Raw genomic sequence first — 26,494 nt, 5'->3', positions numbered from 1 at the left:
GCGCCTGCGTCCATTTCTCGTTGATGACCAGCAGGACCATTTTCAGTCGGCCCTGCGGTGTCAGCGAAGCGCGGGCATGAGTAATGTAAGACATGAGGACCTTCGTGTGATTCGAGATGAGTGTGGTTACCCATATCGATACCGGAGGTCCTCACCTCTTCTCACACAACGCGCCGTTGCCCACAACCTCCGTGGGAAGAACAACTAGGGCTACGGCCGGCCACGAGACCCGAAACGGTTGAAAGCAAGGTGCCCGCCGCCGCGTACTGCGGGGCGGGCACCTTGCCCATCATCACGTGGATGGTGACAGTGGACGCTAGGCCGATTCTGGTCGGCTCAGCCCGATGCTTCCGGTGTCCGGCCCCACGGTGCTGGATGGCGCGCCCTGCGAACGAACGGCCATGACTTCCGGTTCGGAGGAGGCGGCACCCACCAGGGCCGGCTCGGTGTCGGGCAGGATTTCGGTGCGTTCCCCGCCGAAGACCCAGAACTTGTAGGCGAAAAAGCGGAAGATGGTGCCCAGGATCAGCCCGACCACCGAACCGGCGATGAATACGCTGGTGGTGTCGGTCAAGCCGAGCATGTACTTGGTCACCCACACACAGGCCGCCGCGATGCCCAGGCCGATGGCGTTCATGACCAGGAACATCACCAGTTCCCGCACCACGTTCGCCTGGCGGCGGTGGCGGAAGGTCCAGTAGCGGTTGGCCACCCAGGAGAACAACGTCGCGACCACACCAGCAACAATCTTGGCCTTCACCGGCGAATCGCTCATGGGGCCCGAGAGCATCCACAAATAGATCGCGGAGTCGACCACAAAAGCGGCCCCGCCGACGACACCGAATTTCGCCACTTCCCGCCAAAGCGTGGAAACCAGTCCACGGATCTTGACGCTGATGCGTTCGAACATTTTCCTCCAGACGTGCCGCGGCCCGCCTCCACCGTTCACGGTGCGCTGCCACGGGCCAGAACCTACATCACACAGATGGCGATTCTGGCAGATTTAGCTGTCTTATCCCTTGATACAAACAGTTCATAATATCGGCTTTTCCTGATAAATGACCGTGGATGGGCGCTTGCCGGGGCTCGGGGGAACGGGCGGGAGCCAGAGTTTCGCTACCCTAGAGGGGTGAGCTTTCCGAAAATTGGTGTAATTGGTGGCGGGCAGTTGGCCCGCATGATGGCCCCCGAGGCCCTGAATCTTGGCTTCGAACTACATGTGCTGGCCGAGGCCGAGGACGTCTCGGCGGCCCGCAGCGTCCCCGACGCCCCCGTGGGTGATTACAAGGACCTGGATACGCTGCGTCACTTCGCCAAGGGCCTGGACGTGGTCACCTTCGACCACGAACACGTGCCCAATGAACACCTGAGCACATTGATCAGCGAAGGGGTGAACATCCAGCCCCGCCCCGAGGCCCTGATCCATGCGCAGGACAAGCTTGTGATGCGCCAGGCCATCGAGCAGCTGGGCCTGCCCAACCCGCGTTGGGCCAAGGTGGAGAACGTTGCGGAACTGATCGCCTTCGGCGACGAGATCGGCTGGCCGATCGTGCTGAAGACCCCGCGCGGCGGTTACGACGGCAAGGGCGTGCGTGTCCTGGACGATGCCCAGGCCGCCCGCGATGCGGCCGACTGGTTCGCCAACGGCGCGCTGCTGGCCGAGGACAAGGTCAACTTCTCCCGCGAGCTTTCCGCACTGGTGGCCCGCACCCCCTCCGGCCAGGCCAAGGCGTGGCCGGTGGTGCACACCATCCAGGTGGACGGGGTGTGCGATGAGGTCATCGCCCCGGCCCAGGACATCGATCCGGCCGTGGCCGAGGCCGCAGCCGCCGCGGCGCTGCGCATCGCCGAACAGTTCGGCGTCACCGGCGTAATGGCCGCGGAGCTGTTCGAGACCCCCGGCAGCGGGGCCGGCTTTGTGATCAACGAGCTGGCGATGCGCCCGCACAACACCGGGCACTGGACCATGAACGGCTCGATCACCAGCCAGTTTGAGCAGCACCTGCGCGCCGTGCTGGACCTGCCGCTGGGCGAAACCCGCGAACTGGGCCTGACCGTGATGAAGAACTACCTCGGTGGAGAAAACCAGGACCTGTACTCCGCCTTCTCCGCCGCACTGGGTGCTGCGCCAGAGGTCAAGGTGCATGCCTACGGCAAGTCCGTGCGCCCCGGACGCAAGATCGGGCACGTGAACGTGGTGGCCAACACCGGGCAAACAGTTGATGAACTGCGTCAGCGCGCCGAGATGGTGGCCGCGTTGATCCGTGACGGCGTGAAGCAAAACGCATAGCCTATGCCTAGTGGTGGTGGCCTGGGCCACCCCAAGACAAGTTCAAGGAAGCAACGAATGACAACCTCTGCCCCCGTGGTCGGCCTCGTGATGGGTTCGGACTCCGACTGGCCGGTCATGCGCCTGGCCGCCCAGGCCCTGACCGAGTTCGGCATCCCCTTCGAAGCCGACGTGGTCTCCGCGCACCGCATGCCCAGCGAGATGATCGAGTACGGAAAGAAGGCCCACGAACGCGGCCTGCGCATCATCATCGCCGGCGCCGGCGGCGCCGCCCACCTGCCGGGCATGCTCGCCTCGGTGACCCCGCTGCCGGTGATCGGCGTGCCGGTCCCGCTGGCCAAGCTGGACGGGATGGACTCGCTGCTGTCCATCGTGCAGATGCCCGCCGGCGTGCCGGTGGCCACCGTCTCCATCGGCGGGGCCCGCAACGCCGGGCTGCTGGCCGTGCGCATGCTCGCGGCGGGAACCGACGAACACGCCCGCACGTTACAAAATAAGTTGCTTGAATTCGCGGACTCCCTGCGCGATTCAGCGCACGCCAAGGGCGCCGCCCTGCGTGCTGAAGTCGCCGACGAAAATTTCGCGTCCTGATCAAGGAAAGTCTCTAGCTATATGGGTTCTGCCAGCCATCGTGCACCCGGCCTGCTGCGCCAACCGGAAACATTGTCCTCGCCGGCGCGCTCCAAGCGCGCCCTGATCCTGGTCCTGCTGACCATCGTGTTCCCCGGAAGCGCCCAGCTGATCGCCGGCAACCGCCGCCTGGGCCGCTTCGTGGTGAGTCTGACCATGCTGTGCTGGCTGGCAATCCTCGCCCTCGTGGCGATCTACTTCATCGACTACTCGATCCTGCTGAACTGGGCCGGGCATCCGAACTTCCAGCTGTTCCTGATCATCGTGCTCTCGGTGCTCGCCGTGGGCTGGCTGATCATGTTCATCAACACGCTGGTGATCATCCGCCCGAAGCTGCTGGCCCCGGGCATGCGCGGGATCGTGGCGCTGTTCCTGGTGCTGGCGGTCGCCGGCACCAGCGGCATCTTCATCTACGGCGCCTCGCTGCTGAACACCGGGAGGGAGACCATCACCAAGGTCTTCGACGAGGGCCCGGCCTTCGACCCGGTCGACGGGCGCTACAACATCGCCATCCTCGGCGCGGACTCCGGCGATAACCGTGACGGGGTGCGCACCGACTCGATGGCGCTGCTCTCGGTGGACGCCAAGACCGGCAAGTCGCTGATGATCTCCATCCCCCGCAACTTCCAAAAGGCACAGTTCGCGGCGGACTCCCCGATGAAGAAGGCCTGGCCGAAGGGCTATGACTGCGGCAACGAGTGCCTGTTCAACGCCATCTACCGCGACGCGGTGGACCATCACGCCGATGCCTTCCCCGCCTCGGTGAAGAACGTGGGCGCCCAGGCGGTCATGGATGCCATGGAAGGCACCACCGGCCTGCAGGTGCAGGGCTACGTCATGGTCGACATGGCGGGCTTTGAGTCCTTCGTTGACGCGGTGGGCGGCGTGAAGGTGATTTCCGGGGGCTGGGTGCCCTACAACGGGAAGAAGTGGGAAGGCACCAACATCAACACCCACTGGTTCTCCCCCGGCGAGAAGCACTTCAACGGCAAGCAGGCCCTGTGGTTCGCCCGCTCGCGCGACTTCACCGATGACTACCACCGCATCAAGCGCCAGCAGTGCCTGCAGCAGGCGATCATCGCCCAGATCACCCCGCAGAACGTGCTCTCACGATTCACCACGATCATGGACGCCGGCGAGGAGCTGGTGGAGACCGACATCCCCGCCAGCCAGCTCGGATCGTTCATCTCGCTGGCCGAAAAGGCCCGCAAGACCCCCTTTGACCGGCTGACCTTGGGGGCCCCTGACTTTGAGCGCACCTTCTCCACCTACCCGGACTTCGACAAGATCCACCAGCGCATCGACGAGATGATCGTCAAGCAGGGCGAGCCGGAGAAGCCGAAGGAAGCCTCCAAGGACCCAAAGAAGGACGAGAAGAAGGACGACAAGAAGGACGACAAGAAGGAGGAGAAGTCCTCCACGACCCCCACCGAGTCCTCTGCATCGGCCAGCCCGAGCGACGACCGGGCCCTGTCCACCACCGGCGACCAGGAATTCACCCAGCCCAACGGGGACCCGATCACCGAGGAGTACCTGGTGCAGCTCGAACGCTACGGCTACACCACGCGCATCAGCCAGATCGCGGCGAACAACGACGAGTGCCGGGTTCCCTAAGAAATTTCCCTCCACCCCAAACCGAACCCCGAACATGTTTGTTTCTCCGTGATGAAAGGTCAGCTGACGTACATGTTTCACCTGCACAACAGCATCCGCACTTACCATTGGGGTTCGCCGGACGCTATTTCCTCGCTGCTGGGTCTGCAGACCGACGCGACCCCGCAGGCCGAGCTCTGGTTGGGCGCCCACCCGGGCAACCCCAGCCGGCTGCGCGAGACCGGCCAGGGGCTTGATGAGCTGCTGGCCGACACCCCGCAGTTGCTGGGCCAGGCGGTCAGCGATCGCTATGGCCAGCTGCCGTTCCTGATGAAGGTGCTCGCCGCTGACCAGCCGCTGTCCATTCAGGTGCACCCGTCCCTGGAGCAGGCCGCGGCGGGATTCGAGCGTGAAGAGCAGGCCGGGATCGGGCGGGATGCCGCCCACCGCAACTACAAGGACGCAAACCACAAACCTGAGATGCTCTACGCGCTGGGCGACTTCGTGGCGCTCAGCGGCTTCCGGGCCCCGGCCCAGATCATTGCCGACCTGCAGCGCCTGCAGCCCTGGCTCTCCGAGCCGGCCGCAGCCATCAGCCGGGAGCTGGTCGACGTGCTGGACCGGGAGGAGGACCCGCTGGGCCAGGCGCTGGCCCTGGTCCTCGGCGGGGATCAGCGTATCGGGAAACTGGTCGATGAGATGGTCACCGCCATCACCGCTCACCCGCAGCTGCGCCAAAACCGGCAGCTGGATGAACTGGCCTGGGCGGCCGGCTACTACCCGGCGGATCCCGGGGTGCTGGTCACCCTGCTGATGAACGTGGTCGACCTCAAGGCCGGTGAGGTCATCTGCATGCAGGCCGGCTACCTGCACGCCTATTTGCGCGGGGTGGGCATCGAGGTGATGGCCAACTCGGACAATGTGCTGCGCGGCGGGCTGACAAGCAAGCACATCGACGTGCCCGAGCTGCTGGCCATCACCCACACCCAGCCGGGTCAAGCCACCGCGCTGTCCGGCGCGACCCTCGGGCCGGGCAACACCCTGTACACCCCGGACTTCGACGAATTCCAGCTGCAGGTGCTGCAGCTGTCTGCCGAGGGCCGGGCTCAGCAGCTGGCCTGCCACGGGGCCGGGATCGCGCTGTGCACCGGCGGCAGCTTCACCCTGCAGCGCGACGGCCGGCAGCTTCAGCTGCACCGCGGGGACTCGGTGTTCCTGCCGGCCGGCTCCCCCGTGCTGGCCCAGGTGCTGGATGGGACGGACGCGACCCTGTTCCTGGCCAGCGCCCAGACCCCAGGAGACTAAACCTGAGGGCGGCCCCGCCCTCAGGGCTAGGGGCCATTCCCCGCATAATGCAAAAGGCTTCGGCCGTTGCCTTCCGGAAACATCCGGGGGCAACGGCCGAAGCCTTTGATGGTGGCGGAAAAGCCTAGCGGGTGTAGGCTTCCCACTTGTCCTGGGCGTGCTCGCCCTCGACGAAGCGGATGGTGCCGGACTTCGAACGCATCACGATCGACTGGGTGTGGATGCGGTTGTGCTTGTACCGCACCCCGCGCAGCAGGTCACCGTCGGTGATGCCGGTGGCGGCAAAGTAGCAGTTGTCGGAGGTGACCAGGTCGTTGGTGGTCAGCACGCGATCCAGGTCGTGGCCGGCCTCCAGGGCCTTGTTGCGTTCGGCCTCATCGGTGGGCCACAGCCGACCCTGGATGACCCCGCCTAGCGCCTTGATCGCGCACGCGGTGACGATGCCCTCCGGGGTTCCGCCGATGCCCATCAGTGCATCAACGCCGGTGCCCTCACGGGTGGCGGCAATCGCGCCGGCCACGTCGCCGTCCATGATCAGCTTCACGCGGGCGCCGGCCTCACGGATCTCGTTGATCAGCTTCTCGTGGCGCGGACGGTCCAGCACGGTTACGGTAATCTGGCTCATCTTCTTGCCCTTGGCCTTGGCCATCAGGTGCAGGTTCTGCTTCACCGGCAGACGCAGGTCCACCAGCTCGGCCGCTTCGGGCCCGGTGACCAGCTTCTCCATGTAGAACACGGCCGACGGGTCAAACATGGAACCGCGGTCGGCCACCGCCAGCACGGACAGGGCGTTGTTCAGGCCCAGGGCGGTCAGCCGGGTGCCGTCGATCGGGTCCACCGCGACGTCGCATTCCGCGCCGGTGCCGGTGCCCAGCTTCTCGCCGTTGAACAGCATCGGGGCTTCGTCCTTCTCGCCCTCGCCGATGACGACCACGCCGTTGAAGTTCACGGTGGACAGCAGGCCGCGCATGGCGTCCACGGCCGCGCCGTCGGCGGCATTCTTGTCACCGAAGCCCACCCACGGGGAGGAGGCGATGGCCGCGGCCTCGGTGGCACGCACCAATTCCAGCGCCAGGTTACGGTCCGGTTCGGCCTCGGATACCGACAGTCGTGGAGAGAGTTGGGCAAAGTTGTTCTTTTCGGTCACGAAAATTCCCATCGCTTCGGTCGTAAGGTATTGCGCCTATGCAAACATCCCCATCATATCGCTTGGCCGTCTTTAGGCTGAATCACACGACATCACCTGACACACCCGTCCGCCGGGAGAACCGTGCGGGCGGATTGGGGCCTCCCCCGCCGGGGCGGTGGGCGTGTCCTCGGCCACCTTGGTTCGATTTGTGCGCCGGCTTCGGGGAGAATGGTGGGGTGCAGCCAAGCAATGACCAGCAGCCTGAAACCACTCCCACGGACGCCCCGGCGGCGCGCCGTGACCTGAACGACCCCGAGGCGACGTTCGAGGATTTGCCCTACAAGCCGCAGCTCACCCAGAGCCAGGCCAAGCGGGCGAACCAGACGTTCAAGGGGATGGTGCTCTCACTGCTGTTCACGGTGGCGGCGGTCATCCCAATCCTGCTGCTGAACCCGCTGCAGAAGGCCGATGAGGCCGACCGGGCAGTGAACCTGCAGCAGGTCGCCGAACAGGCGGCCCCCGAGGCGAGCTTCGAGCCATGGACACCGCAGCTGGGTGAGGGCGAGTACGCGAACTTTGCCCGCTGGAAGACCTCCCAGGTGCAGGAGGTTTCGTACTGGGAATTTGGCCTGGTGATGCAGGAGAAGGACTTCGTGTGGGTCCGCCAGATCTCCAATGAGCAGTTCAACGCCAGCTGGCTGGCGACCATCACGGACAACGCGACGCCCACCGACAAGCTGAACATTGGTGGGGCCGAATGGGAGCAGCGGACCAAGGACGATCAGAGCTACCTGATCTCCCAGCGCAGCGACTCCACGCTCATCCTCTCCAGCGACACCTCCCCCGAACAGCTGTTCAACCTGGCCCAGGTAGCCACCCAGCAGGTCAAGTAGCACCGCCAGCCCAGGCCCGCCGGCCGCACTCCACCCACCGACTCCGCCCGGTACGCCACCAAGGACCACACCCATGCTCGAACACCACCTTGCACCGCGCCTGAGCCCGCGCCAGGCCTGGCACCTGCTGCGCGAAGGCAACTTCCGCTTTGTCAACGGGCAGACCCGCCACCCGAACCAGGACGGGGCCCGGCGCCAGTCGCTGATCCACTCCCAGGAACCGTTTGCGGTGATCTTCGGCTGCTCCGATTCCCGGCTGGCCGCGGAGATCATCTTCGATGTCGGGCTCGGTGACATGTTCGTGGTGCGCACCGCCGGGCACGTCATCGACACCGCGAGCCTTGGCTCCCTGGAGTACGCGGTGCAGCTGCTGAACATCCCGCTGATAGTGATCCTGGGCCACGACAACTGCGGAGCGGTGACCAGTGCCATGGAATCCCGCCAGACCGGCAACATGCCCCAGGGGTTCATCCGTGATCTGGTCGAGCACATCACCCCCTCGGTGTTCGCCGCCGAAAGCCACAACCTGTTTGATGTGAACTCCACCGTCGTCGAGCATGTCCAGCAAACCTCCGAACGACTCGTGGAGCGCTCGCGCATCATCGGGGACGCGGTCCACAGCGGACGCACCGCGGTGGTGGGCGTGACCTACCGGCTGGCCGAAGGCAAGGCGCAGATCGTCTCCGGCTTCGGCATCTCCTAGTCGAACCCGGTTCCGCGGAAGCACCCCACGCCACACAGTGACCCGCGTCACCACCATGGGTGATTTTTAGACTACACAGTTGTTTCCTAATGCACCTCGCACGTAGCGTTAAGCCATGACCAGTAGTGATGATTTCCGCATTGAACACGACACCATGGGCGAAGTCCGGGTCCCGAAGGACGCGCTGTACCGCGCCCAGACCCAGCGTGCCGTGGAAAACTTCCCGATCTCCGGCAAGCGCCTGGAGTCCGAGCACATCAAGGCCCTGGCGCAGGTAAAGAAGGCGGCCGCGCGCGCCAACCTCGAATTGGGTGTCATCGACGGGGAACGTGCCGAGGCGATCATCGCCGCCGCCGACGCCGTGGCCAGCGGCGAGTATGACGGGCACTTCCCCATTGACGTGTTCCAGACCGGTTCAGGCACCAGCTCGAACATGAACACCAACGAGGTCATCGCCGAGCTGGCCAGCCGTCACCTGGCCGAGGCCGGCTCCTCCACCACCGTGCACCCCAACGACCATGTAAACGCGTCACAGTCCTCCAATGACGTGTTCCCCACCTCGGTGCACGTGGCCGCGACCGCGGCGCTGACCGGCAAGCTGATCCCGGCGCTGGAGGTGCTCGCCGCCTCGCTGGAGGCCAAGGCCGAGGAGTTCAAGGACATCGTCAAGTCCGGACGCACCCACCTGATGGACGCCACCCCGGTCACCCTGGGCCAGGAATTCGGCGGTTACGCCGCCCAGGTGCGCTACGGCATCGAACGGATCCAGGCCGCCCTTCCGCGCGTGGCCGAGGTCCCGCTGGGCGGCACCGCCGTCGGCACCGGCATCAACACCCCGGAGGGCTTCCCGCAGCACGTGCTGAAGTTCCTGAGCGAGGACACCGGGCTGCCGATCACCGAGGCCCGCAACCATTTCGAGGCCCAGGCCAACCGCGACGGCTTGGTCGAGGCCTCCGCGGTGCTGCGTTCGATCGCGATTTCCTACATGAAGATCAACAACGACCTGCGCTGGATGGGTTCGGGCCCGAACACCGGGCTGGGCGAAATCGCGATCCCGGACCTGCAGCCCGGTTCCTCGATCATGCCCGGCAAGGTCAACCCGGTAATTTCCGAGGCCGCCATCCAGGCCGCCGCCCAAGTCATCGGCAATGACACCACCATCGCGTGGTCCGGCGCCAACGGCATGTTCGAGCTGAACGTGGGCATCCCGGTGATGGCTGCGAACCTGCTTGAATCCATCCGCCTGCTGACCAACGTCAGCCAGGTGATGGCCGAGAAGATGATCGACGGGATTACCGCGAACGAGGAGCGCGCCCGTTTCCTGGCCGAGGCGTCCCCCTCGATCGTGACCCCGCTGAACAAGCTGATTGGCTACGAGAACGCGGCGAAGATCGCCAAGAAGGCCGTGGCCGAAAAGCTGACCGTCCGCGAGGCCACCATCGCCCTGGGCTTTGTGCAGCGCGGGGAGATTTCTGAGAAGCAGCTCGATGAGCTGCTGGATGTCTCCACGATGACCGGCAAGCACTAGCCTTCGCCGCTTCGTCTCCCGGCGGCGGGTCGTCACCGACGGCCCGCCGCCGTTTCACGTTCCGGCCCGGTAAGGAGGGCTTAGCCGAAGTAGCCACCCACCCGGGGCGCCAGGGCCCAGCGCAGCGCCCGCTCGTGCAGCGGCGGCAGCTGGGGGTAGGCGTCCAGCGCGAAGTACGCGGTTTCCAGGTTCTCCCCGTCCAACGGCCGGGGCTGGAGCTCATCCAGGGCCTCGGCCCGGAAGACGATGTCCACGTACTGGGCCTGGTCCCCATTCGGGTACTGGGTGGGTGCGGTTACCCCCACCCCGATCAGGTGCGTCACCGCACAGCGCACCCCGGTTTCCTCCTGCACCTCGCGCACCGCGGTCACTGCCGGCTCCTCCCCCGGCTCGATGATTCCGGCTGGCAGCGTCCACAGCCCGTTGTCCGAGCGGCGCACCAGCAGCACACCACGCTGATCGAGCACCACCACTTTCACCCCTGACAGCCAGAGCGGTGCGGTGCCGACATGGTGGCGCAGTGCCGTGATGAATTCGGGGGTAGCCATCCGTTCATGGTGTCATACCCAGGGCGATCGCCGCACCCAGGATCATGAACGGGCCGAAGGGCACATGGGACTTCATGCTCAGTTTGCGCAGCAGCATCCCGCCAAGCACCACCAGGCTGGCGGTGACAAAGGCGAACAGGGTAGCCAGCAGCAAGGAGCCGAGCGAAAAGTAGCCCAGGTTCAGTCCCAGCACGCCGGCCAGCTTCACATCCCCCATTCCCATGGCCCCGCGTCCGAGCACCGCAACCAGCAGGTAGCCCCCGCCCAACAGCAGCAAACCCAGTCCCGCCCACAGCAGGTCGACAACGTTCCCACGCAAAACGCTGATCAGCAGCAGCAGCGCGGCGCTGGCCCCGGCCCACCGCGCCACCAGCCGGTTCGGCAGCCGGTGCACCGCAATGTCGCTCAGGCTCAAGCGAGTACCGAAATACAGGAAGCACAGCACATAGGCGACGCCGGCCATCCACAGCCACGGCCCGTCGGTCCACAGCGCGGCCAGCGACACCCCGGCCGGGACGAACCCGGCCCGGGACGCTTCACCCAGCAGCAGACCCACCATGTACAGAGCATAGGCCGCATTCGGCATTCGCGGGGCAGCCGGCCGGGGGCTGTGCACAATCCGGCCGAGCACGGGACCAGCCCTCCCGGTGCGAATCCCCGCCCCGTCCACCGGCGCCCTTGTCCCGTGGCGCGGGGCTCCTAGACTGGGTGTATGAGCTCCCCAGCGCGCGATCAGTACTTTCCCGGTGGCCGGCTGCCGGATTCCGCGGCCCGCCGGCACCTGCGCGCCCTGGCGCGCTCGGCCCCCTGGCTCTCCAGCAGCCTGCGCTTGAGCGTCGACCTCCCGCCGGCCTACACCCGCGAAGAGCTGGGGCTGGAAGGTGAACTTACGGTGCTACTGCGTTCCCGGGAGGCGGTGGCAATCTCCAACGACCGGGACCAGTTGGTCTTCCAGCGCGAACGCTTCACCCAGGACCGGGGGCTGGACTATGTGGCCGCCACCGCGGCCTCCTGGCAGTTGCCAGCGTCCCTGGTCACCCCGGTGTTCGGGGATGACCACCTGGTGTACCGGCGCCCGGCCATCCAGGGATTTGGGGATCTGTTGCCGCTGCCGTTCCTGCAGGCGGTACTGGACCCCTATGAGTTGGCCGGGGAGGAACCGGCGAGCCTGGAGCTGGCGTTCAACCACCCGACCTTCATCCACGAGCTGCGTGAATCAACCGATGCCCAGGGCCGCCCCGTCCTGGCGGCGGTACTCAGCGCCGGGCACAACTACCGGCCCGCGGTGCCCGGCCATCCGCTGGTTCCCGCCGGAACGCGCACCCTGGTGGAGTTGGACCGGCAGACCGGGATCCTGCTGCGCCGCGAGGTGCTGGACGGTGAGCCGGCGCCCACCCTGCGGGTGCGGGTGCTGGCGCACAACGAGTACTACATCGACTCGCTGTTCACCGCCCCCACCCCAACCCTGGTCGATGTGCGCGCCCCCAGGCCCTGGACCCTGCGCCCGCGAACGGCGCAGGATCCCGGCGGGACCGGGCCGAAGCGGCGTTAGCGCACCTTCGCGTCGAGCATCTCGGTGACCAGTGCCGCGATTGCCGAGCGTTCCGAGCGGGTGAGGGTCACGTGCCCAAACAGGTCGTGGCCCTTGAGCTGCTCCACCACGGCCGCCACCCCGTCGTGCCGGCCCACATGCAGGTTGTCGCGTTGGGCCACGTCGTGGGTGAGCACCACCTTGGAATGCTGCCCGATGCGCGAAAGCACCGTGAGCAGCACATTGCGTTCCAGGGACTGCGCCTCGTCCACGATCACGAACGTGTCATGCAGCGAGCGGCCGCGGATGTGGGTCAGCGGCAGCACCTCCAGCATTCCGCGTTCCACGACCTCATCGATCACGTTCTTGGAGACCACCGAGCTGAGCGTGTCGAACACGGCCTGCGCCCAGGGGTTCATCTTCTCCCCTTCCGAGCCGGGCAGGTAACCCAGCTCCTGACCGCCAACGGCGTACAGCGGGCGGAACACGGTGATCTTGCGGTGTTCGCGCCGCTCCAGCACCGCCTCCATGCCCGCGCACAGGGCCAGCGCCGACTTGCCGGTGCCGGCCCGCCCGCCCAGCGAGACGATGCCCACCGACTCATCGAGCAGCAGGTCCAGGGCGATGCGCTGTTCGGCGCTGCGCCCGTGCAGCCCGAACGCCTCCCGGTCCCCGCGCACCAGCCGGATCGATCCGTCGTGCACCTTGCGTCCCAGCGCCGAACCTCGCACCGAGGTGATCACCAACCCGGTGTTCACCGGCGCGTCGGCCACCTCGGGTGGGGCGTCGAGCCGCTCGGATTCATAGAGTTCGGCCATCGCCTGCGCGTCCAGCTCCAGCTCCTGGATCCCGCTCCAGCCCGAGGAGCGGGTCAGTTCACTGCGGTACACCTCCGCGTGGATGCCGATCGCCGAGGCCTTGATGCGCATCGGCAGGTCCTTGGTCACCAGCGCCACCTCAAGCCCGGCATCCAGGATGTTCTTGGCCACCGCCAGGATCCGGCTGTCGTTGTCGGTGCTGCGCATCCCCACCGGCAGCACTTCCTGGGCGATGTTGTTCAGTTCGATGCGCAGGCTCCCGCCGGATTCCCCCACCGGCACCGCCGTGCCCAGTCCACCGTGCTCCTGAATCAGATCGTCGAGGTTCCGCAGCGCCTGTCGGGCGAAGTATCCCAGCTCCAGGTCCTTGCGCTTATGCTCCAGTTCGGTGACCACGGTCAGCGGGATCACCACCGGATGCTCGGCAAAGTTGAAGATGGCATGCGGGTCAGAGAGCAGCACCGAGGTGTCCAGCACATAGGTCCTGGGGGTTAGTTCGGTCTGTTGGGCCATGACGATCCACCCGTTCTCGAATTCAGCGTGGGGGCTCTCCCCACGCATCAGTGGGAAAAGCCCGCACCGGAATTCCGCTGGGCCGCCGGCAGGCGGCCCCGTCAAACGCGCGGGCAACCATCCAGTGTCGAACCTTTCGTTCGGCCCGGCCGTCCTGGCTGGGCCTGTGTGCCCAGCCTATCCCCGGCGGGGAGTCGAAAAAGCCAACACCAGGTTTCTTTTGGGTATCGATCAGGTTCTGGGCCCGAAGCTCACGCAGATGGCGCTGTCAGCCGCGGGTTTGCCACCACCCCGGCCCGCCGGACCGGTCTTCGCGGCGGTGAGGGCCGGTCGAAAAAAGGTGGGCCGAGTCAGGCCCCGAAGCGGCGCTGCCGGTCGGCGAAGTCCCGCAGGGCCCGCAGGAAGTCGACCCGCCGGAAGTCCGGCCACAGGGCCTCGCAGAAGTAGAACTCCGAGTAGGCGCTCTGCCAGGTCAGGAACCCGGACAGGCGCTGTTCCCCGCTGGTGCGGATCACCAGGTCCGGGTCCGGCTGGCCCTTGGTGTACAGGTAGGCGCCCAGCGAGTCCACGTCCAGGTTGTCCGCGACGTCCTTCAGGGACTGGCCGCGGCTGGCCGCGTCGTTCAGCAGCGATTTGACCGCGTCGATGATTTCGCGCCGGCCCCCGTAGCCGATGGCCACGTTCACGTGCACGCCATTGCGGTTGGCGGTGGCAGCCTCCAGGTCGGTCAGCTTCTGGGCCAGGTCCGCCGGCAGCAGGTCCCGGGCCCCCACCTGCTGCACCTGCACCCGGTTGGTGTGTCCCAGCTCGTCGAGCAGGTTGCCGATGATGTCCAGCAGGTCACGCAGTTCGGCCGGTTCCCGGTTCAGGTTGTCGGTGGAGAGCATGTACAGGGTCACGACCTTGATGCCCAGGTCCTCACACCATTCCAGGAACTCCAGGATCTTCTCCGCCCCGGCCTGGTGGCCGGCGGCGGTGGTGCTTCCGGCCAGCTTCGCCCACCGGCGGTTCCCATCGACCATCACACCGATGTGGTGCGGCAGCTTGTCCCCCGGCAGCGACCTGGCCAGCCGGCGCTCGTAGAGTCGATAGGCAAGGGACGGTAGGCCCACCTGCTCCTCCTGACGTGTCCTCTTGTCCATGTGGCGTGAAACCTGGCGGCATGCGCGCCGTGCCGTGCGGCACTGTGTCTAAATTTACCGCCTTACCGGCCCCGGGGCGTGCATCCGCGCCGCCACACATCGCCACCGCGCCGTCCCTGTTCTCCCTCTACCCCCGGCGCAGCGTCTGGAGCAGGGCGGCCGCGTCGGCCACCGGCGCCTGGCAGGTGGTGTGCCGGCACGGGTAGATGCGCAGGGCGTTGCCCGGCCCGGCCGGCTGCTGCTCGTCGCCGGCCCCGACCGGCAGGCCGAGCACCGTGGCCAGCCTGCGCAGGGCGCCAAGCTGGCGGGGTTCGCCGCCGGAGATGCGAAGGTACTGGATGGGCGACTGCAGCAGCCCCTGCACCTCCAGCGCGCCGGCCACCGCGGAGGGGAAGCGCGCGGCCACCACAGGGCTGTGCCCCACCAGGGCCTGGGCGGCCTGCATGTCCCGGTCCACCCGCTCTTCGTTGTCAGGCCCGGCGCCGTCCTGGTCCGGCACGGCCATGGTGTGCTGGGCGCGCAGCAGCAGCGCCCGGGCCAGCAGGGAGGAGGCGGCGGGCACCGCGTCATCCAAGGCGGTGGCCGCCGGCTGCTGCCCGCGCTGGGCGGCCAGCGCCGGGTCCAGTTCGCGGGTGTCCCGGGCCAGGCCTTGTTCGTCGATGAAGCCCAGCGCCTGTTCCAGCAGCCGGTCACGGCGCAGGGCCCAGGGGCCGGAGGGCTCGGCGAGCGCCAGGGCCGCGAAGCCCAGGGCCATCCCCGCGTAATCCTCCAGGGTTCCCTCGTTGCCCTGCTCGGCCTGGTTTTCAAAGCTCACCCGGGCCAGGGTGCCGGTGGCGGCGGCAACGTGGATCTCCCACACCGTGTGGGCCACCTGTTCGGCCAGCTGCCGGTGCCCCGGGTTCTCAAACACGATCGCGGCCTGGCACAGCGCCTCGATGGCCAGCCCGTTCCACCCGGCCACCACCTTGCTGTCCCGGGCCGGGGCCGGGCGCTCGGCCACCAGCTCGCGCACCGCCTGCAGCAGCCGCTGCCAGGTTTCGCGCTCGCTCCCGCGGGGCATGCGTAGCAGGGACAGGCAGTAGTGGCCCGGGTCCTCGGCGACCTCGGCCAACCGGATCAGGTCTTCGGGCAGCGGACTGTCCAGGCCGGCGGCTGCCTGGTCGAACTCCTCGCGGGTCAGCGTGTAGGCCCCGCCCTCGACGTGCTGCCCGTCGCGCAGCGAGTCCGCGTCCCGGGAGGCGGCCAGGGCCCGGTGCCGGTCCCCGCTCTGCCCGGTGAGCATCGAATCCCGCAGCCAGGTGGCGGTGCCGGCGGCGGCGCGGGTGCAGGCCTCGGCCAGCGCTGTCGCGCGCTGGGTCCGGGCGGGGTCCGTGCCGGTGGCCGCCAGCTGGGTGCAGGCCAGCTGGCACAGCCCCAGCAGCCGCAGCAGCTGTGCGTTGTCGTAGAGCATCTTCTCAAAGTGCGGTACCGCCCAATGCTCATCCACGCAGTAGCGGGCGAAGCCTCCCCCCACGTGGTCCTGCAAACCGCCGAGCACGATCGCCTCGGTGGTGGTGGCGGCCGCGTCGAACAGCGGGCCCGGCTCGGGGTGGGTGAGCACCTGCTGCCAGAGCACCACCAGTGACTGGGTGGGCGGGAATTTGGGGGCGGGGGTGAACCCGCCCTCGCTGCGGGTGGTCTCGATCCACTGGTGCACCGCAACATCCAGGGCTTGCCCCTCGGCCTGGTTCCCGTCCTGGACCGTGGCGGGATCGGCGGAGAACTTCATCATCTGGTGTTGTCCGCGGCTGAGTTCCACCAGGTGCTCGGCCAGCGCCGCGGCCTGCTGCTCGACCCCCTCACGGCGCTGGGTGTAGGCCTCGGTGACGGCGGTGAGCACCTGCATGAAGGAGGGCACCCGGCCGCGCTGCCTGGGCGGGAAGTAGGTTCCGGCGTGGAAGGTGCGCCCGTCGGGCAGCGTGAACACGGTCATTGGCCAGCCGCCGGCCCCGGTCAGGGCCTGGGTGGCGAGCATGTAGGTGTCATCGACCAGCGGATGCTGTTCCCGGTCGACCTTGATTGAGACGAAATGTTCGTTCAGGTAGGCGGCAACCTGCGGGTCGTCGAAGGACTCGCGGGACATGACGTGGCACCAGTGGCAGGCGGCGTACCCGATGGAGAGCATCACCGGGCGGTCCCGGCGCCGGGCTTCGGCGAAGGGCTCGGCCGAGTAGGACCACCAGTCCACCAGCTGGTGGGCGTGCTGCCTGAGGTAGCGGCTGGATGCGTGCTCTAGTCGATTGGCCATACCGGCATGCTACCGCCGGCGGGCCGGCCGCAGGGGGTTGGGCGCCAGCCACCAGGGTTCACCCAGCCCGCCGCACCCACCGTCGTCTCCGGGGCGGTCGGCTCAGGGCTCGTCGCCTCCGGGCCCGACGCCCGCACGGGAACGGCGTCGGCGGCGCGCCAGCCAGATCAGCGTGCCGAGTACCAGCAGGGCACCGAGTCCCTGCAGCCCCGGTGAATCGTCAAAGCCGCCGTAGATGAACGCGGCGATGCCCAGGGCCACCGCCGCCGCGGCCAGCAGCCACAGCAGCACCTGTTTCAGGTTGTTCCTCCCCGCCCCGTTCTGCGATCCCTGGAATGTTCCGGCGCCACCGTCCCGGGTCGCCGGTGGCGTTAAATGCACGATCACCGGGGGCGGGCCGAAGCCCGCCGCCCGGTGACCGGATCGCTGGTTGGGGTCAGATCACTTTTCCCGGGTTTTCGGGTCGATCTTCCCGGCGGGCTTCTGCAGCGGCTGCGATTCCCCGCGGGCCACCAGGCGCTGCTGGCGGGATTCGGCTTCGGAGGTGTAGCGCACGCGGCGCACCCGGCGGATCATGTCGCGGATCAGGAAGATCGCGGCGATCACCATCAGCGCGGTGAACACGAAGCCAAGGAAGCCCGGCCCGGTCTGGCTGACCGCGTTGTAACTGGAGGTCGACTCGTTGGCCGGTGCGCTGGCCAACAGCAAGGTCAGATGGTTCACGGGTTAGTACAACTCATTTCTACAGCGTTAGTGCCCTACTACTATCTTAGCGTGGCGGGCCGCTATCTGAGCCCGGCGAACAGGTCGGACTCAGGCAATTCGGTGGGCACCTTGGAGGTGATCAGCGTGTAGTCCTCCCACGGCCAGTGTTCGGCATAGAGGTACTCGGGCACGGCGAAGAAGAAGCCCTCAGGGTCGATCTGCGTGCGGTGGGCCAAAAGCGCCTGGTCACGCTTGGTGAAGTAGTCGGCGCAGTACACCTGGGTGGTCGTGGTGTGCGGGGAGACCCAGCTGAACATCTGGTCCTGCTGGTCCTCCTCCCAGCGCTGCACCCGTTCGGTGTAGGGCGAGTCGTAGCCGGCGTCGAGCATGGCGTAGTGCAGGGTGCGGAAGCGCTCGGGGGCAAAGGCGCGGTCGTAGTACAGCTTGCGCACCTCCCACGGCTGCCCCAGTTCCGGGTACATGTCCGGGTTGTTGGCGTGCTCAAAGGCAAACAGCGCCACCCGGTGGGAGTGGATGTGATCCGGGTGCGGGTAGCCGCCGTTTTCGTCGTAGGTGGTGATCACGTGGGGACGGAATTCGCGGATCAGCTTGATCAGCCCGGCCGCGGCAACCTCCACCGGCTGCAGCGCGAACGCGCCGAAGGGCAGTTCGGGCACCGGGTCGCCCTCGGGCAGCCCCGAATCCACGTAGCCCAGCCAGCGGTGTTCGATGCCCAGCACGGCGGCGGCCTCGGCCATCTCCCCGCGGCGCACCCCGGGCAGGTCGCGGTGGGCGTGGGCCAGCTCCCCGGCAGCGGCATTGAGGATGTCCCCGCGTTCACCGCCGGTGCAGGTCACCACCATCACCTCGGCGCCGGCGTCGACATAGGCGGCCATGGTGGCCGCGCCCTTGGAGGACTCGTCATCGGGGTGGGCATGGACTGCCAGCAGCCGCAGTCCCTGGGACGGGGCCATCTTCTTCACGTCGTGACTCTCCACTAAGCTCTTTCCTTTTGCGTTCTCTGGTGCCTCGGGCCGGGGCGAAGCCCGGCGCGGCACCCCGTCATGACAACTCTCACCGGCCGCGGAATATTCCTTCCGCGCGTTGGCCAGTAGACTGGAGACTGGTCCCATTCGGATTGTTGAGAGAGTACCAAGAGGCGCTGCATGTCTGATCCCAGCTTAATGGGTCGTTACCACACACCCAAGAAACGACTGTCGCCCAAGACCCGCAATTGGCTGATTGCCGGGGCCCTGGGCGTGGGCGTGGTGGGTGCGGCATACGCCGGGATCAACAACTTCACCCCGATCTCCTCCCAGGACGTGGGCTTTGAGATCATCTCACCCACCCAGGCCGTGGCCACCGTGGAGGTCTCCTACGACTCGAAGAACCGGGTGCAGTGCGAAGTGCGGGCGATGAACGACAGCTACGCGGTGGTCGGGTTCAAGACCGTGGTCCTGGAGGCCGAGGAGAACCCGCGCCACGTGCAGCTGAAGCTCGACGTTCCGCTGCGTACGGACAACCTGGCCACCACCGCCGGCATCGAGGACTGCTACAAGGTGCCCAAGGACTTCTAGCGCCGCCCGGGCCCCGGTTCCAGGGGGTTTTAGGGGCGGTAACATTTCCTGAAAGTTTCTTGCACGGCAGTCGATCTATTGGGTTTATTGCCCGATCACGACTATCATCGATGAAAGTACGATTCGCCCCGCAACGGCCCAGGGAGTGGACCACGCTGGTTCGCTCCATTGCGTCTGCGGGGTCTTTTGCTTGTGGCGCCCCTGGCGTCGAGCCGGCAGAAACGTAACAACACAGACTTCGCCCGGCGTCCTTCCGTGCATGCGGTGGACGCCGTCGGTGTTCTCCCCTACCGGGTGGAGCGCCGGCAGGGCGAAGTCTTTCACTGATCATGAGGGAGTACAACGTGAGCACCAACAGTAGCGAACCTGTCGTGTGGCTGACTCAGGAAGCCTACGACCGCCTGAAAGAGGAACTGGATTACCTCTCCGGCCCGGGGCGTGCTGAGATCGTCGCCCGCATCGAGCAGGCCCGGTCCGAGGGCGATTTGAAGGAAAATGGCGGATACCACGCCGCCCGCGAGGAGCAGGGCAAGGCCGAGGCCCGCATCGTGTACCTGACCGACCTGCTGCGTCGCGCCCATGTCGGGGAGCCTCCCGCCGATGACGGCGTGGTTGAGCCGGGCATGCTGGTGGTCGCCAAGATCGCCGGCGATGAGACCACCTTCCTGTTCGGCAGCCGCGAGGTCGCTGGCGACAGCGAACTGGAAGTTTACTCGGAGCAGTCCCCCATCGGGCAGGCCATCCATGGTGCCAAGGTTGGCGACAAGCTCAGCTACCTGGCCCCCAACGGCCGTGACATCGCCGTGGAGATTGTCTCCGCCAAGCCCTTCTAGCCACGCAAGGGCAGCGAGGCCCAGGACCACGGTCCCGGCCCCGCCCCGCGAAAACAAGCCGCACCCCCGGTGCCTGCGCTTCGGCGCGGGCCCGGGGGTGCGGTCTTTGAGCCGGCTTGCCGCTGTGGCAAGCTCCGGCGTCCGGGCGTGGCTAGGCCACCGAGCCGCCGGCCGAACTGGTTATCACCGGTTCGAAGCCCTCGGCGCGCAGGTTGTTCAGCACCATCTCCGAGTGCTCGTGGCCGCGGGTTTCCATGTCGATGGTGATTGCCACGTCCCCCATGGACAGCGCCCCGCCGATGCGGGTGTGGTCCAGCCGGGTGACGTTCGCATCGGATTCGGCGATGATCCGCGAGATGCTGGCCAATGCGCCGGGGCGGTCGGGCAGCATCATCCGGATGGTCAGGTAGCGGCCACCGGCGGCCAGGCCGCGCTGGATCACCTTGAGCATCAGCAGCGGGTCGATGTTTCCCCCGGAGAGGATCACCGCGCAGTTCTTTGATTCAATGCCGTGCTTGGCCAGCAGGTTTTCCATCAGCGCCGCCACCCCGACCGCGCCGGCCGGCTCCACCACCAGCTTGTTGCGCTCCAGCAGCACCACCAGCGCCTGGGCCAGCGCATCCTCGGAGACGGTGACCACGTCATCGACCAGCGCCTTGACGATCTGGAAAGGCAGCTGCCCGGGGCGGCCCACCGCGATGCCGTCGGCGATGGTGTGCACCGTGTCCAGTGGCACCAGCGCGTCGGCGGCCAGCGAGGGAGGGTAGGCGGCCGCATTCTCCGCCTGCACCCCGATCACCTTGATCTGCCGGCCCAGCTGGCGCGCCTTTTCCTTCAGCGCCACCGCCACCCCGGCCAGCAACCCGCCGCCGCCCACGCCCATCAGCACGGTGTCCACCTCCGGCAGCTGCTCCAGCAGCTCCAGCCCAATGGTCCCCTGCCCGGCGATGATGTCGGGGTGGTCGAAGGGGTGCACGAATACCGCCCCGGTCTCATCGGCGTAGCGCTGCGCCTCGGCCAGCGCCTCATCGACGGTGGTGCCGTGCAGCACCACATCGGCCCCGTGGTCGCGGGTGGCGGTCAGCTTGGGCAGCGCCACCCCCACCGGCATGTAGATTCGCGCCTTGATGCCCAGGTGGCTGGCGGCCTGGGCCACCCCCTGGGCGTGGTTGCCGGCCGAGGCCGCCACCACGCCGCGCGCCTTCTCGGCGTCGCTGAGCTTGCTCATGCGCACATACGCCCCACGCACCTTGAAGGAGCCGGCGCGCTGCATGTTCTCGCACTTGAGGTAGACCTCCGAGCCGACCTGGCGGGAAAGCATCCGGGAGTGTTCCACCGGGGTCAGCGAAATGATCGGGGCCAGCACCTTGCGGGCGGCCTCGATGTCCTCCAGGGTGACGGGTAGCTGTTGCACTGTACTCACGGTTGGTCCTCGTTCGGTTCGGGTTCATTCCGTTCCCCGGGCGGCGGCTGCACGGCCGGGAGGGGGGCTGCGGTGTCTGAAGAGCCGATGCCTGCGGTGGGTTCACGTTCGGGTTCCGTCGGCCGGGGCGCGGGTTGCTGCGGCCCGTAGTGTTCGGTCACGAACGGGTCGTGCTCCCACGACCGGTGGGCGATGTACTTGACCATCGAGTTCAGCACCGCCATCAGCGGCACCGCGAACAGCGCCCCGGGGATCTGCGCCACCATGGTGCCTCCGGCCACGGCCATCACCACGGCCAGCGGGTGCAGGCTCACGGCCTTGCCCATGATCAGCGGCTGCAGAATGTTGGACTCGGCCTGCTGCACCGCCAGCACCACGGCCAGCATGATCAGCGCGTTCACCCAGCCGTTGGCCACCAGGGCCAGCAGCACCGCGACGGCGCCGGTGAACAGCGCGCCGAGAATCGGGATGAACGAGCCCAGGAACACCAGCACGCCCAGCGGCAGGGCCAGCGGAACGCCCAGGAAGAAGGCCCCGAAGCCGATGCCGACCGCGTCAATGAACGCCACCAGCACCTGGACCCGCACGTAGCGGATCATCGAGTTCCACCCGCGGGTCGCCGCCCCGTCCATGGCCGGGCGGGCCCGGCGCGGCAGCAGGTTGATCATGAACGTGCCGATCTTGCGCCCGTCCAACAGCAGGAAGATCAGCGCGAAGATCGCCAGCAGGATCCCGGTCAGGATCTGGCCCAGCACCGATCCCCAGCTCAGCGCCTCGCTCAGGATGTTTGAGGCGTTCGAACGCAGCTGCAGCAGCGCGTCGTTGACCACATTGGCCAGGTCGTCGTTGCTCAGCTGCAGCGGCCCGTTGAACAGCCAGTCCTGCACCTGGTAGATGCCGATGACGGCCTGATTCCACAGGGCGCTGAACCCGGTGCTCAGCCGCTGGCCGACCATCGTCAGCCCGGCGGTGATCACCGCCAGGAAGCCGATCACGGTGATGCCCACCGCCAGCCCCCGCGGCACGGCCAGACGGCCGTGCATGAACTCAACCACCGGCCCGAGCAGGCCAGTGAGCAGCGCGGCGACCATCAACGGGATCAGCAGCAGCGAAATCTTCGACAGCAGCCAGATGACCACGCCGACGGCGAGCACCACGACCAGGAACCGCCACGCCCAGGACGCGGCGATGCGCATGCCGTAGGGCAGGTCCTCACCATCACGGAAGGCCGCCGGTCCCGGCGCCAATTCCTCAATGGCGGAGGTAGGAGCGGACGGTGGAGCCACCCTCAAACGGCGCGCCCACGAAAACATCCTGCTCTTCATGGCTCTAAGCTACCCTTTCGTTTCACGGCTTCCGTGGTCTATGAACCGATTGTGACAAAAAACCGGAAGCGGTATCCAAATCTGATACCACTTCCGGTTTGAGCGCTCAATATGATTATTACTGTTCGCGCAGAATAGACAGAATGCGCAGGATCTCCACGTACATCCAGATGAGGGTCATGGTCAGTCCGAACGCACCGCGCCAGGCCATGATGGCCGGGGCACCGCGGTTGGACAGGTCCTCGATCATGGTGAAGTCCGAGACCAGGGCGTAGGTCGCCAGCAGCACCGCCAGCACGCCAATGGCCAGGCCCAGCATGCCGCCGCCGGCGCTGCGCAGGCCGAACATTCCATCAACCGCGCCGGTGAGCATCAGCACGAAGTTCAGCAGCGAGAAGACCAGCATGCCGATCATCGCGACGAAGAACATCTTGTTCAGCTTCGGGGTCATCCGGTACTTGCCCGAACGGTACAGCGCCAGGGTGGTGGCGGCCACGGCAATGGAGGCGACCAGCGCCTGCACGGCCACGCCCGGGTAGAGCGAGTTCAGGGCCTGCGAGAGGCCACCCAGGAACAGACCCTCTGCCAGCGCGTAGGCCAGGATCAGCGGCGGGGAGGGCATCTTCTTGAAGGCGTTGACCAGGCCGAGCACCAGCCCGACGATCGCGCCAACAAGCATCAGGGCCGGGAACATCCAGCCGATGCCAGCACCCACGGCCACCAGGGCCAGGGTCAGGATGGTCTTGTTAATGACATCGCCGATGGTCATCCGGCCGGTATCGGCACCGGTGGCCGATGGCTGGCGGTACATATCCTCCAGCTGGCTGGCGCTCATCTGCGGAGCGTTCTGGAAGCCCACAGGATTCTGGGACTGCTTGGTGCCCCAGGCCTGGGCCTGGTTCTTGGAGTCGAAGATCGGGTTTCCGTTCAAGGTCTTTTCCCCTCAATTAGGTCAAGTCGCGAAGCGTCGGCGAGGATGCCTCGTTGCTACTTAACGACAGTTGCTTTAAGACTACGTCAGTTCGTGTTCCCGGCGCTCATTCCTACGGATGAGATCACCATCGGAACCCCGAAATGGCAGTTCACTTGCAGGTGCCACATAATGGATTCACAGGCTCACGCGTTCTCACCGGCTGGCTCGCAAATCCGCTGGCAGCGGCGTCGTGGTGGGTGGATCACTTCCTCGTGCCGCGCGATTGCCAGCCGCCGGTCGGCAGGGACCCGTGAGCAGCCGGTACGTCATTGGTTGGAGGGTTCCTTGTCTCGTCGCGTCAAGCGCATCGCAGGAAACATCGCCGTCCTTGCGTCGCTGACCGCGATCCTCCTGCTATTGATAACAAGCGCCATGTCCGACGAATTCCTGCGCAACGATCCCGCGCTCACCGCCGAGGCGAACGCCGGGACCCCCATTGTCCCCACACGCAACACCGCCGCGGCTTCGGCCCCCGCATCGGCGGTGCCACAGACCGCGAGCGAGCTGGAGCGAGCTCGTTCCCGGGCGCTGGCCGAGGGACGGCCCGAGGCCGCGTGGGACAAGCAGTGCATTGCCTGGCAGGTCCCGCAGGCGGCTACGGATCCGCAACGCTGGGCGAACCGGATGGGCCGGCAGTGGCTCGAGGCTCACCGGGCCCGGTGCCCTGATGCGATCACCATCCCGCACTATTTCGTTGACTCCTGGTCCGCAGGTGAGCCTGGAACGCTGCGGATTCGCGTGGAGGACGCTGCGGTCTTCGCCGCGTGGCCGGGACCAGCGGCAAGTGCGATCCTTGAGGACATTGCGCGGGATTTCATGGAAAACCTGGCACCTGCCAACCCTGAGCTGAAGCCCGTTGAGGTGGCCACCGGCAACGGTCAACACCGGGCCCACTATGACAGGACGACATGGGCCAAGGCGCAGGACATCTAGCCCACCACCAACACAGCCCCGGCCGCAGAGGCTCGGGCTGCGGCGCCCGGATGCCGGATCGAAGTACCTGGCAGCGTGCACCGGCACGCCCCCGAACCTACCACAGAAAACAACAACGCCGCTACCGCCCCGCGAAAACCGGGGATGTAGCGGCGTATCTTTTGGTGCCCCCAGTGGGACTCGAACCCACAAGCCTTGCGGCAGCTGATTTTAAGTCAGCCGTGTATGCCAATTCCACCATAGGGGCCAGCTTGAAAAATCCTACGCGATGTTTTCCCATTTTCTGAAATTTCGCCGGAACGGCAAGGATCGGTGGGCCGGCGCCTGTGGCGTCGGCCCACCGTCGGGTCAATCATCGCTTGATGCAGCCTTCTACGGCCGGCAGGCTACTTCTTCGGCTTGGCCGACTCCTCGAAGGCCTTGCGCGGATTCTGCATGTTGTTCAGCTGCAGCGAATCGCGGTTGAAGAACAGGGCAACCATCCAGTCGCCGAGCACGCGGAACTTGCGCTCGAAGGTCGGCATGGCCATGCCGTGGTAGCCGCGGTGCGCCATCCAGGCCAGCCAGCCGCGCAGCTTGATCGACTTGATGCGGGCCACGCCCTTGTTGCGGCCGAAACCGGCAACGGCACCCAGGTTCTTGTGCTTGTACTCCTTGATGGTGCCCACGCCGTAGCGGGCGGCGTACAGGTTCTTGGCCAACAGCTTGGCCTGGCGCACGGCGTGCTGCGCGTTGGGCACGCAGGTGCCGTCGGGCAGCCCGCCGGTCACATCCGGCACGGCCGAGACGTCGCCGGCCGCCCAGGCGCCCTCCACCGGGTCGCCGTTGGCGTCCTTGATGCGCAGGTCGGTGCGGGTCTCGATGCGGCCGCGCTGTTCGATCTGGAAGTCGGTGGAGCGAACCATCGGGTTGGCCATCACGCCGGCGCACCAGATCAGGGTGTCGGCGTCGAATTCGCCGGCCGGGGACTTGTCGCCCATGTTGATCAGCTTCAAGGTGCCATCGGTGGCGTCGGCCAGCGAGGTGTTCAGCAGCACCTCGATGCCGCGGCTGCGCAGGTGCTCGACAACCCAGACGGCCTGGTCCTCGGTGACCTCGGGCATGATGCGGCCCATGGCCTCGATCAGCACGAAGCGGGCTTCGTCCTGGCCGATGCGGTCGTTCAGGGAGATGGCGTAGCGGGCCATGTCCTCGATTTCGGTGATCGTCTCGATGCCGGCGAAGCCGCCGCCGACGACCACGAAGGTCAGCGCACGCTTGCGCTGGGCCGGGTCGGTCATGTTGGAGGCCGATTCGATGCGCTCGGAAACCTGGTTGCGCAGCGCGGTGGCTTCCTCGATGGTCTTCAGCCCGATGCCCTCTTCGGCCAGGCCCGGGATGGGGAAGGTACGGGTGACCGAACCGGCGCTCATCACCACGTCGGTGTATTCCAGTTCGAAGCTTTCACCGTTGACCGGGTCGATGACGGCCTTCTTGCTGGCGTGGTCGATGCTGGTGACCCGACCGTTGATCAGTTCGGAGTCCTTCAGGTGCTGGCGGTGCGAGACCACGATGTGGCGTGGTTCGATGCCGCCGCCGGCCACCTCGGGCAGGAACGGAAGGTAAGTCATGTAGGGGTTGGGGTCCACCACGGTCACGATGCCGCCGTGGGCCTTGACCTTCTTCTGGAGCTTCTTCGCGACGTACAGACCGACATAGCCGCCGCCGACAACGAGAATGCGTGGACGCTTCTGGGAGCTTTCGATGATTGACATATGGCCGATTCTACGCGGAAAAACCAGGTTAGTGAAAACATTCACTAACCATTGGGAGGGA

At 66.6% G+C, this 26,494-nt stretch carries 25 protein-coding genes and 1 tRNA gene; 11 read left to right on the top strand and 15 right to left on the bottom strand.

Going from position 1 to position 26,494, the window contains the following annotated elements; all coding sequences use genetic code 11:
* Positions 1–316: 316 nt before the first annotated feature.
* Positions 317–910, bottom strand: coding sequence for a GtrA family protein (locus FDN03_RS02125; protein WP_138173629.1), 594 nt, complete (start codon positions 908–910; stop codon positions 317–319).
* 219 nt (positions 911–1,129) lie between these two features.
* Between FDN03_RS02125 and FDN03_RS02120 the strand changes: the two genes are divergently transcribed.
* The 4 genes from FDN03_RS02120 to manA all read left to right on the top strand — a co-directional run bounded on the left by FDN03_RS02120 (position 1,130) and on the right by manA (position 5,818).
* Complete coding sequence (locus FDN03_RS02120) at positions 1,130–2,290, top strand: 5-(carboxyamino)imidazole ribonucleotide synthase (protein ID WP_138173627.1); 1,161 nt, start codon at positions 1,130–1,132, stop codon at positions 2,288–2,290.
* Positions 2,291–2,347: 57 nt separating this feature from the next.
* Positions 2,348–2,881 (top strand): 5-(carboxyamino)imidazole ribonucleotide mutase, encoded by a 534-nt coding sequence (gene purE, locus FDN03_RS02115; protein ID WP_138173625.1) that lies wholly within the window; start codon positions 2,348–2,350, stop codon positions 2,879–2,881.
* 21 nt (positions 2,882–2,902) lie between these two features.
* The gene (locus FDN03_RS02110) at positions 2,903–4,534 is read left to right on the top strand and encodes an LCP family protein (protein ID WP_138173623.1); all 1,632 of its coding nucleotides are present in this window, start codon (positions 2,903–2,905) and stop codon (positions 4,532–4,534) included.
* A gap of 72 nt (positions 4,535–4,606) precedes the next feature.
* Complete coding sequence (manA, locus tag FDN03_RS02105; RefSeq protein WP_171021097.1) at positions 4,607–5,818, top strand: mannose-6-phosphate isomerase, class I; 1,212 nt, start codon at positions 4,607–4,609, stop codon at positions 5,816–5,818.
* A gap of 124 nt (positions 5,819–5,942) precedes the next feature.
* On the opposite strand, the gene glpX is transcribed toward manA, so the two are convergent.
* Positions 5,943–6,977: a class II fructose-bisphosphatase gene (glpX, locus tag FDN03_RS02100; protein ID WP_138173619.1), complete on the bottom strand. Its 1,035-nt coding sequence runs from the start codon at positions 6,975–6,977 to the stop codon at positions 5,943–5,945.
* Positions 6,978–7,183: 206 nt separating this feature from the next.
* Here glpX and FDN03_RS02095 point away from each other — a divergent pair, with 206 nt between their 5' ends.
* The 3 genes from FDN03_RS02095 to FDN03_RS02085 all read left to right on the top strand — a co-directional run bounded on the left by FDN03_RS02095 (position 7,184) and on the right by FDN03_RS02085 (position 10,071).
* Positions 7,184–7,840 carry a DUF4245 domain-containing protein gene (locus FDN03_RS02095; RefSeq protein ID WP_054821267.1) on the top strand — a complete coding sequence of 219 codons (657 nt, stop codon included), beginning with the start codon at positions 7,184–7,186 and terminating at the stop codon, positions 7,838–7,840.
* A 73-nt stretch (positions 7,841–7,913) separates the two neighbouring features.
* The gene (locus FDN03_RS02090) at positions 7,914–8,543 is read left to right on the top strand and encodes a carbonic anhydrase (RefSeq protein WP_138173614.1); all 630 of its coding nucleotides are present in this window, start codon (positions 7,914–7,916) and stop codon (positions 8,541–8,543) included.
* A 115-nt stretch (positions 8,544–8,658) separates the two neighbouring features.
* On the top strand, positions 8,659–10,071 hold the full coding sequence (locus tag FDN03_RS02085; protein ID WP_138173612.1) for a class II fumarate hydratase: 1,413 nt from the start codon (positions 8,659–8,661) through the stop codon (positions 10,069–10,071).
* Between the two features lie 80 nt (positions 10,072–10,151).
* Here FDN03_RS02085 and FDN03_RS02080 read toward each other — a convergent pair whose 3' ends face one another.
* Both FDN03_RS02080 and FDN03_RS02075 read right to left on the bottom strand, forming a co-directional pair.
* On the bottom strand, positions 10,152–10,619 hold the full coding sequence (locus tag FDN03_RS02080) for an NUDIX domain-containing protein (protein ID WP_054821268.1): 468 nt from the start codon (positions 10,617–10,619) through the stop codon (positions 10,152–10,154).
* Positions 10,620–10,623: 4 nt separating this feature from the next.
* Entirely contained in the window at positions 10,624–11,178 is a 555-nt protein-coding gene (locus FDN03_RS02075) for a prepilin peptidase (RefSeq protein ID WP_171021096.1), read from the bottom strand.
* A gap of 153 nt (positions 11,179–11,331) precedes the next feature.
* Here FDN03_RS02075 and FDN03_RS02070 point away from each other — a divergent pair, with 153 nt between their 5' ends.
* Positions 11,332–12,171 carry a hypothetical protein gene (locus FDN03_RS02070; RefSeq protein ID WP_138173608.1) on the top strand — a complete coding sequence of 280 codons (840 nt, stop codon included), beginning with the start codon at positions 11,332–11,334 and terminating at the stop codon, positions 12,169–12,171.
* On the opposite strand, the gene FDN03_RS02065 is transcribed toward FDN03_RS02070, so the two are convergent.
* The 6 genes from FDN03_RS02065 to mca form a co-directional block, all read right to left on the bottom strand.
* A complete protein-coding gene (locus FDN03_RS02065; protein ID WP_249354215.1) occupies positions 12,168–13,481 on the bottom strand; it encodes a PhoH family protein in 1,314 nt (437 codons plus the stop codon). The genes FDN03_RS02070 and FDN03_RS02065 overlap by 4 nt on opposite strands.
* A gap of 350 nt (positions 13,482–13,831) precedes the next feature.
* Positions 13,832–14,623, bottom strand: a complete 792-nt coding sequence (locus FDN03_RS02060; RefSeq protein ID WP_138173604.1) for an isoprenyl transferase — start codon at positions 14,621–14,623, stop codon at positions 13,832–13,834.
* Between the two features lie 127 nt (positions 14,624–14,750).
* Positions 14,751–16,910 carry a DUF255 domain-containing protein gene (locus tag FDN03_RS16905; protein ID WP_138173602.1) on the bottom strand — a complete coding sequence of 720 codons (2,160 nt, stop codon included), beginning with the start codon at positions 16,908–16,910 and terminating at the stop codon, positions 14,751–14,753.
* A 102-nt stretch (positions 16,911–17,012) separates the two neighbouring features.
* Positions 17,013–17,291, bottom strand: coding sequence for a hypothetical protein (locus tag FDN03_RS16700; RefSeq protein WP_249354212.1), 279 nt, complete (start codon positions 17,289–17,291; stop codon positions 17,013–17,015).
* 60 nt (positions 17,292–17,351) lie between these two features.
* The gene (locus FDN03_RS02045; RefSeq protein WP_138173600.1) at positions 17,352–17,633 is read right to left on the bottom strand and encodes a hypothetical protein; all 282 of its coding nucleotides are present in this window, start codon (positions 17,631–17,633) and stop codon (positions 17,352–17,354) included.
* A gap of 62 nt (positions 17,634–17,695) precedes the next feature.
* Positions 17,696–18,589, bottom strand: a complete 894-nt coding sequence (gene mca, locus FDN03_RS02040) for a mycothiol conjugate amidase Mca (protein WP_138173658.1) — start codon at positions 18,587–18,589, stop codon at positions 17,696–17,698.
* A 210-nt stretch (positions 18,590–18,799) separates the two neighbouring features.
* On the opposite strand from mca, the gene FDN03_RS02035 reads away from it, so the two are divergent.
* Together FDN03_RS02035 and greA are read left to right on the top strand one after the other, a co-directional pair.
* A complete protein-coding gene (locus tag FDN03_RS02035; RefSeq protein WP_171021095.1) occupies positions 18,800–19,192 on the top strand; it encodes a DUF4307 domain-containing protein in 393 nt (130 codons plus the stop codon).
* A 344-nt stretch (positions 19,193–19,536) separates the two neighbouring features.
* Positions 19,537–20,025 (top strand): transcription elongation factor GreA, encoded by a 489-nt coding sequence (greA, locus tag FDN03_RS02030; protein ID WP_054821828.1) that lies wholly within the window; start codon positions 19,537–19,539, stop codon positions 20,023–20,025.
* 151 nt (positions 20,026–20,176) lie between these two features.
* On the opposite strand, the gene ilvA is transcribed toward greA, so the two are convergent.
* The 3 genes from ilvA to FDN03_RS02015 all read right to left on the bottom strand — a co-directional run bounded on the left by ilvA (position 20,177) and on the right by FDN03_RS02015 (position 23,704).
* The gene (ilvA, locus tag FDN03_RS02025) at positions 20,177–21,448 is read right to left on the bottom strand and encodes a threonine ammonia-lyase (RefSeq protein WP_138173596.1); all 1,272 of its coding nucleotides are present in this window, start codon (positions 21,446–21,448) and stop codon (positions 20,177–20,179) included.
* Positions 21,445–22,644: an AI-2E family transporter gene (locus FDN03_RS02020; RefSeq protein WP_249354219.1), complete on the bottom strand. Its 1,200-nt coding sequence runs from the start codon at positions 22,642–22,644 to the stop codon at positions 21,445–21,447. The genes ilvA and FDN03_RS02020 overlap by 4 nt, the downstream gene beginning before the upstream one ends.
* Positions 22,645–22,891: 247 nt before the next feature.
* Positions 22,892–23,704, bottom strand: coding sequence for a Bax inhibitor-1/YccA family protein (locus FDN03_RS02015; RefSeq protein ID WP_138173592.1), 813 nt, complete (start codon positions 23,702–23,704; stop codon positions 22,892–22,894).
* A 327-nt stretch (positions 23,705–24,031) separates the two neighbouring features.
* Between FDN03_RS02015 and FDN03_RS02010 the strand changes: the two genes are divergently transcribed.
* Positions 24,032–24,679: a hypothetical protein gene (locus tag FDN03_RS02010; RefSeq protein WP_138173590.1), complete on the top strand. Its 648-nt coding sequence runs from the start codon at positions 24,032–24,034 to the stop codon at positions 24,677–24,679.
* Positions 24,680–24,841: 162 nt separating this feature from the next.
* Here the strand turns inward: FDN03_RS02010 and FDN03_RS02005 are convergent.
* Positions 24,842–24,926: transfer RNA gene (locus FDN03_RS02005), tRNA-Leu, on the bottom strand.
* Between the two features lie 139 nt (positions 24,927–25,065).
* Positions 25,066–26,433: an NAD(P)/FAD-dependent oxidoreductase gene (locus tag FDN03_RS02000; RefSeq protein WP_138173588.1), complete on the bottom strand. Its 1,368-nt coding sequence runs from the start codon at positions 26,431–26,433 to the stop codon at positions 25,066–25,068.
* Between the last annotated feature and the right edge of the window lie 61 nt (positions 26,434–26,494).

This window comes from Glutamicibacter sp. V16R2B1, from assembly GCF_005774635.1.
Taxonomy (GTDB): Bacteria; Actinomycetota; Actinomycetes; order Actinomycetales; family Micrococcaceae; genus Glutamicibacter; species Glutamicibacter creatinolyticus.
The sequence above is the reverse complement of the archived record's forward strand: the minus strand, read 5'-3'. Positions and strand labels throughout refer to the sequence as shown.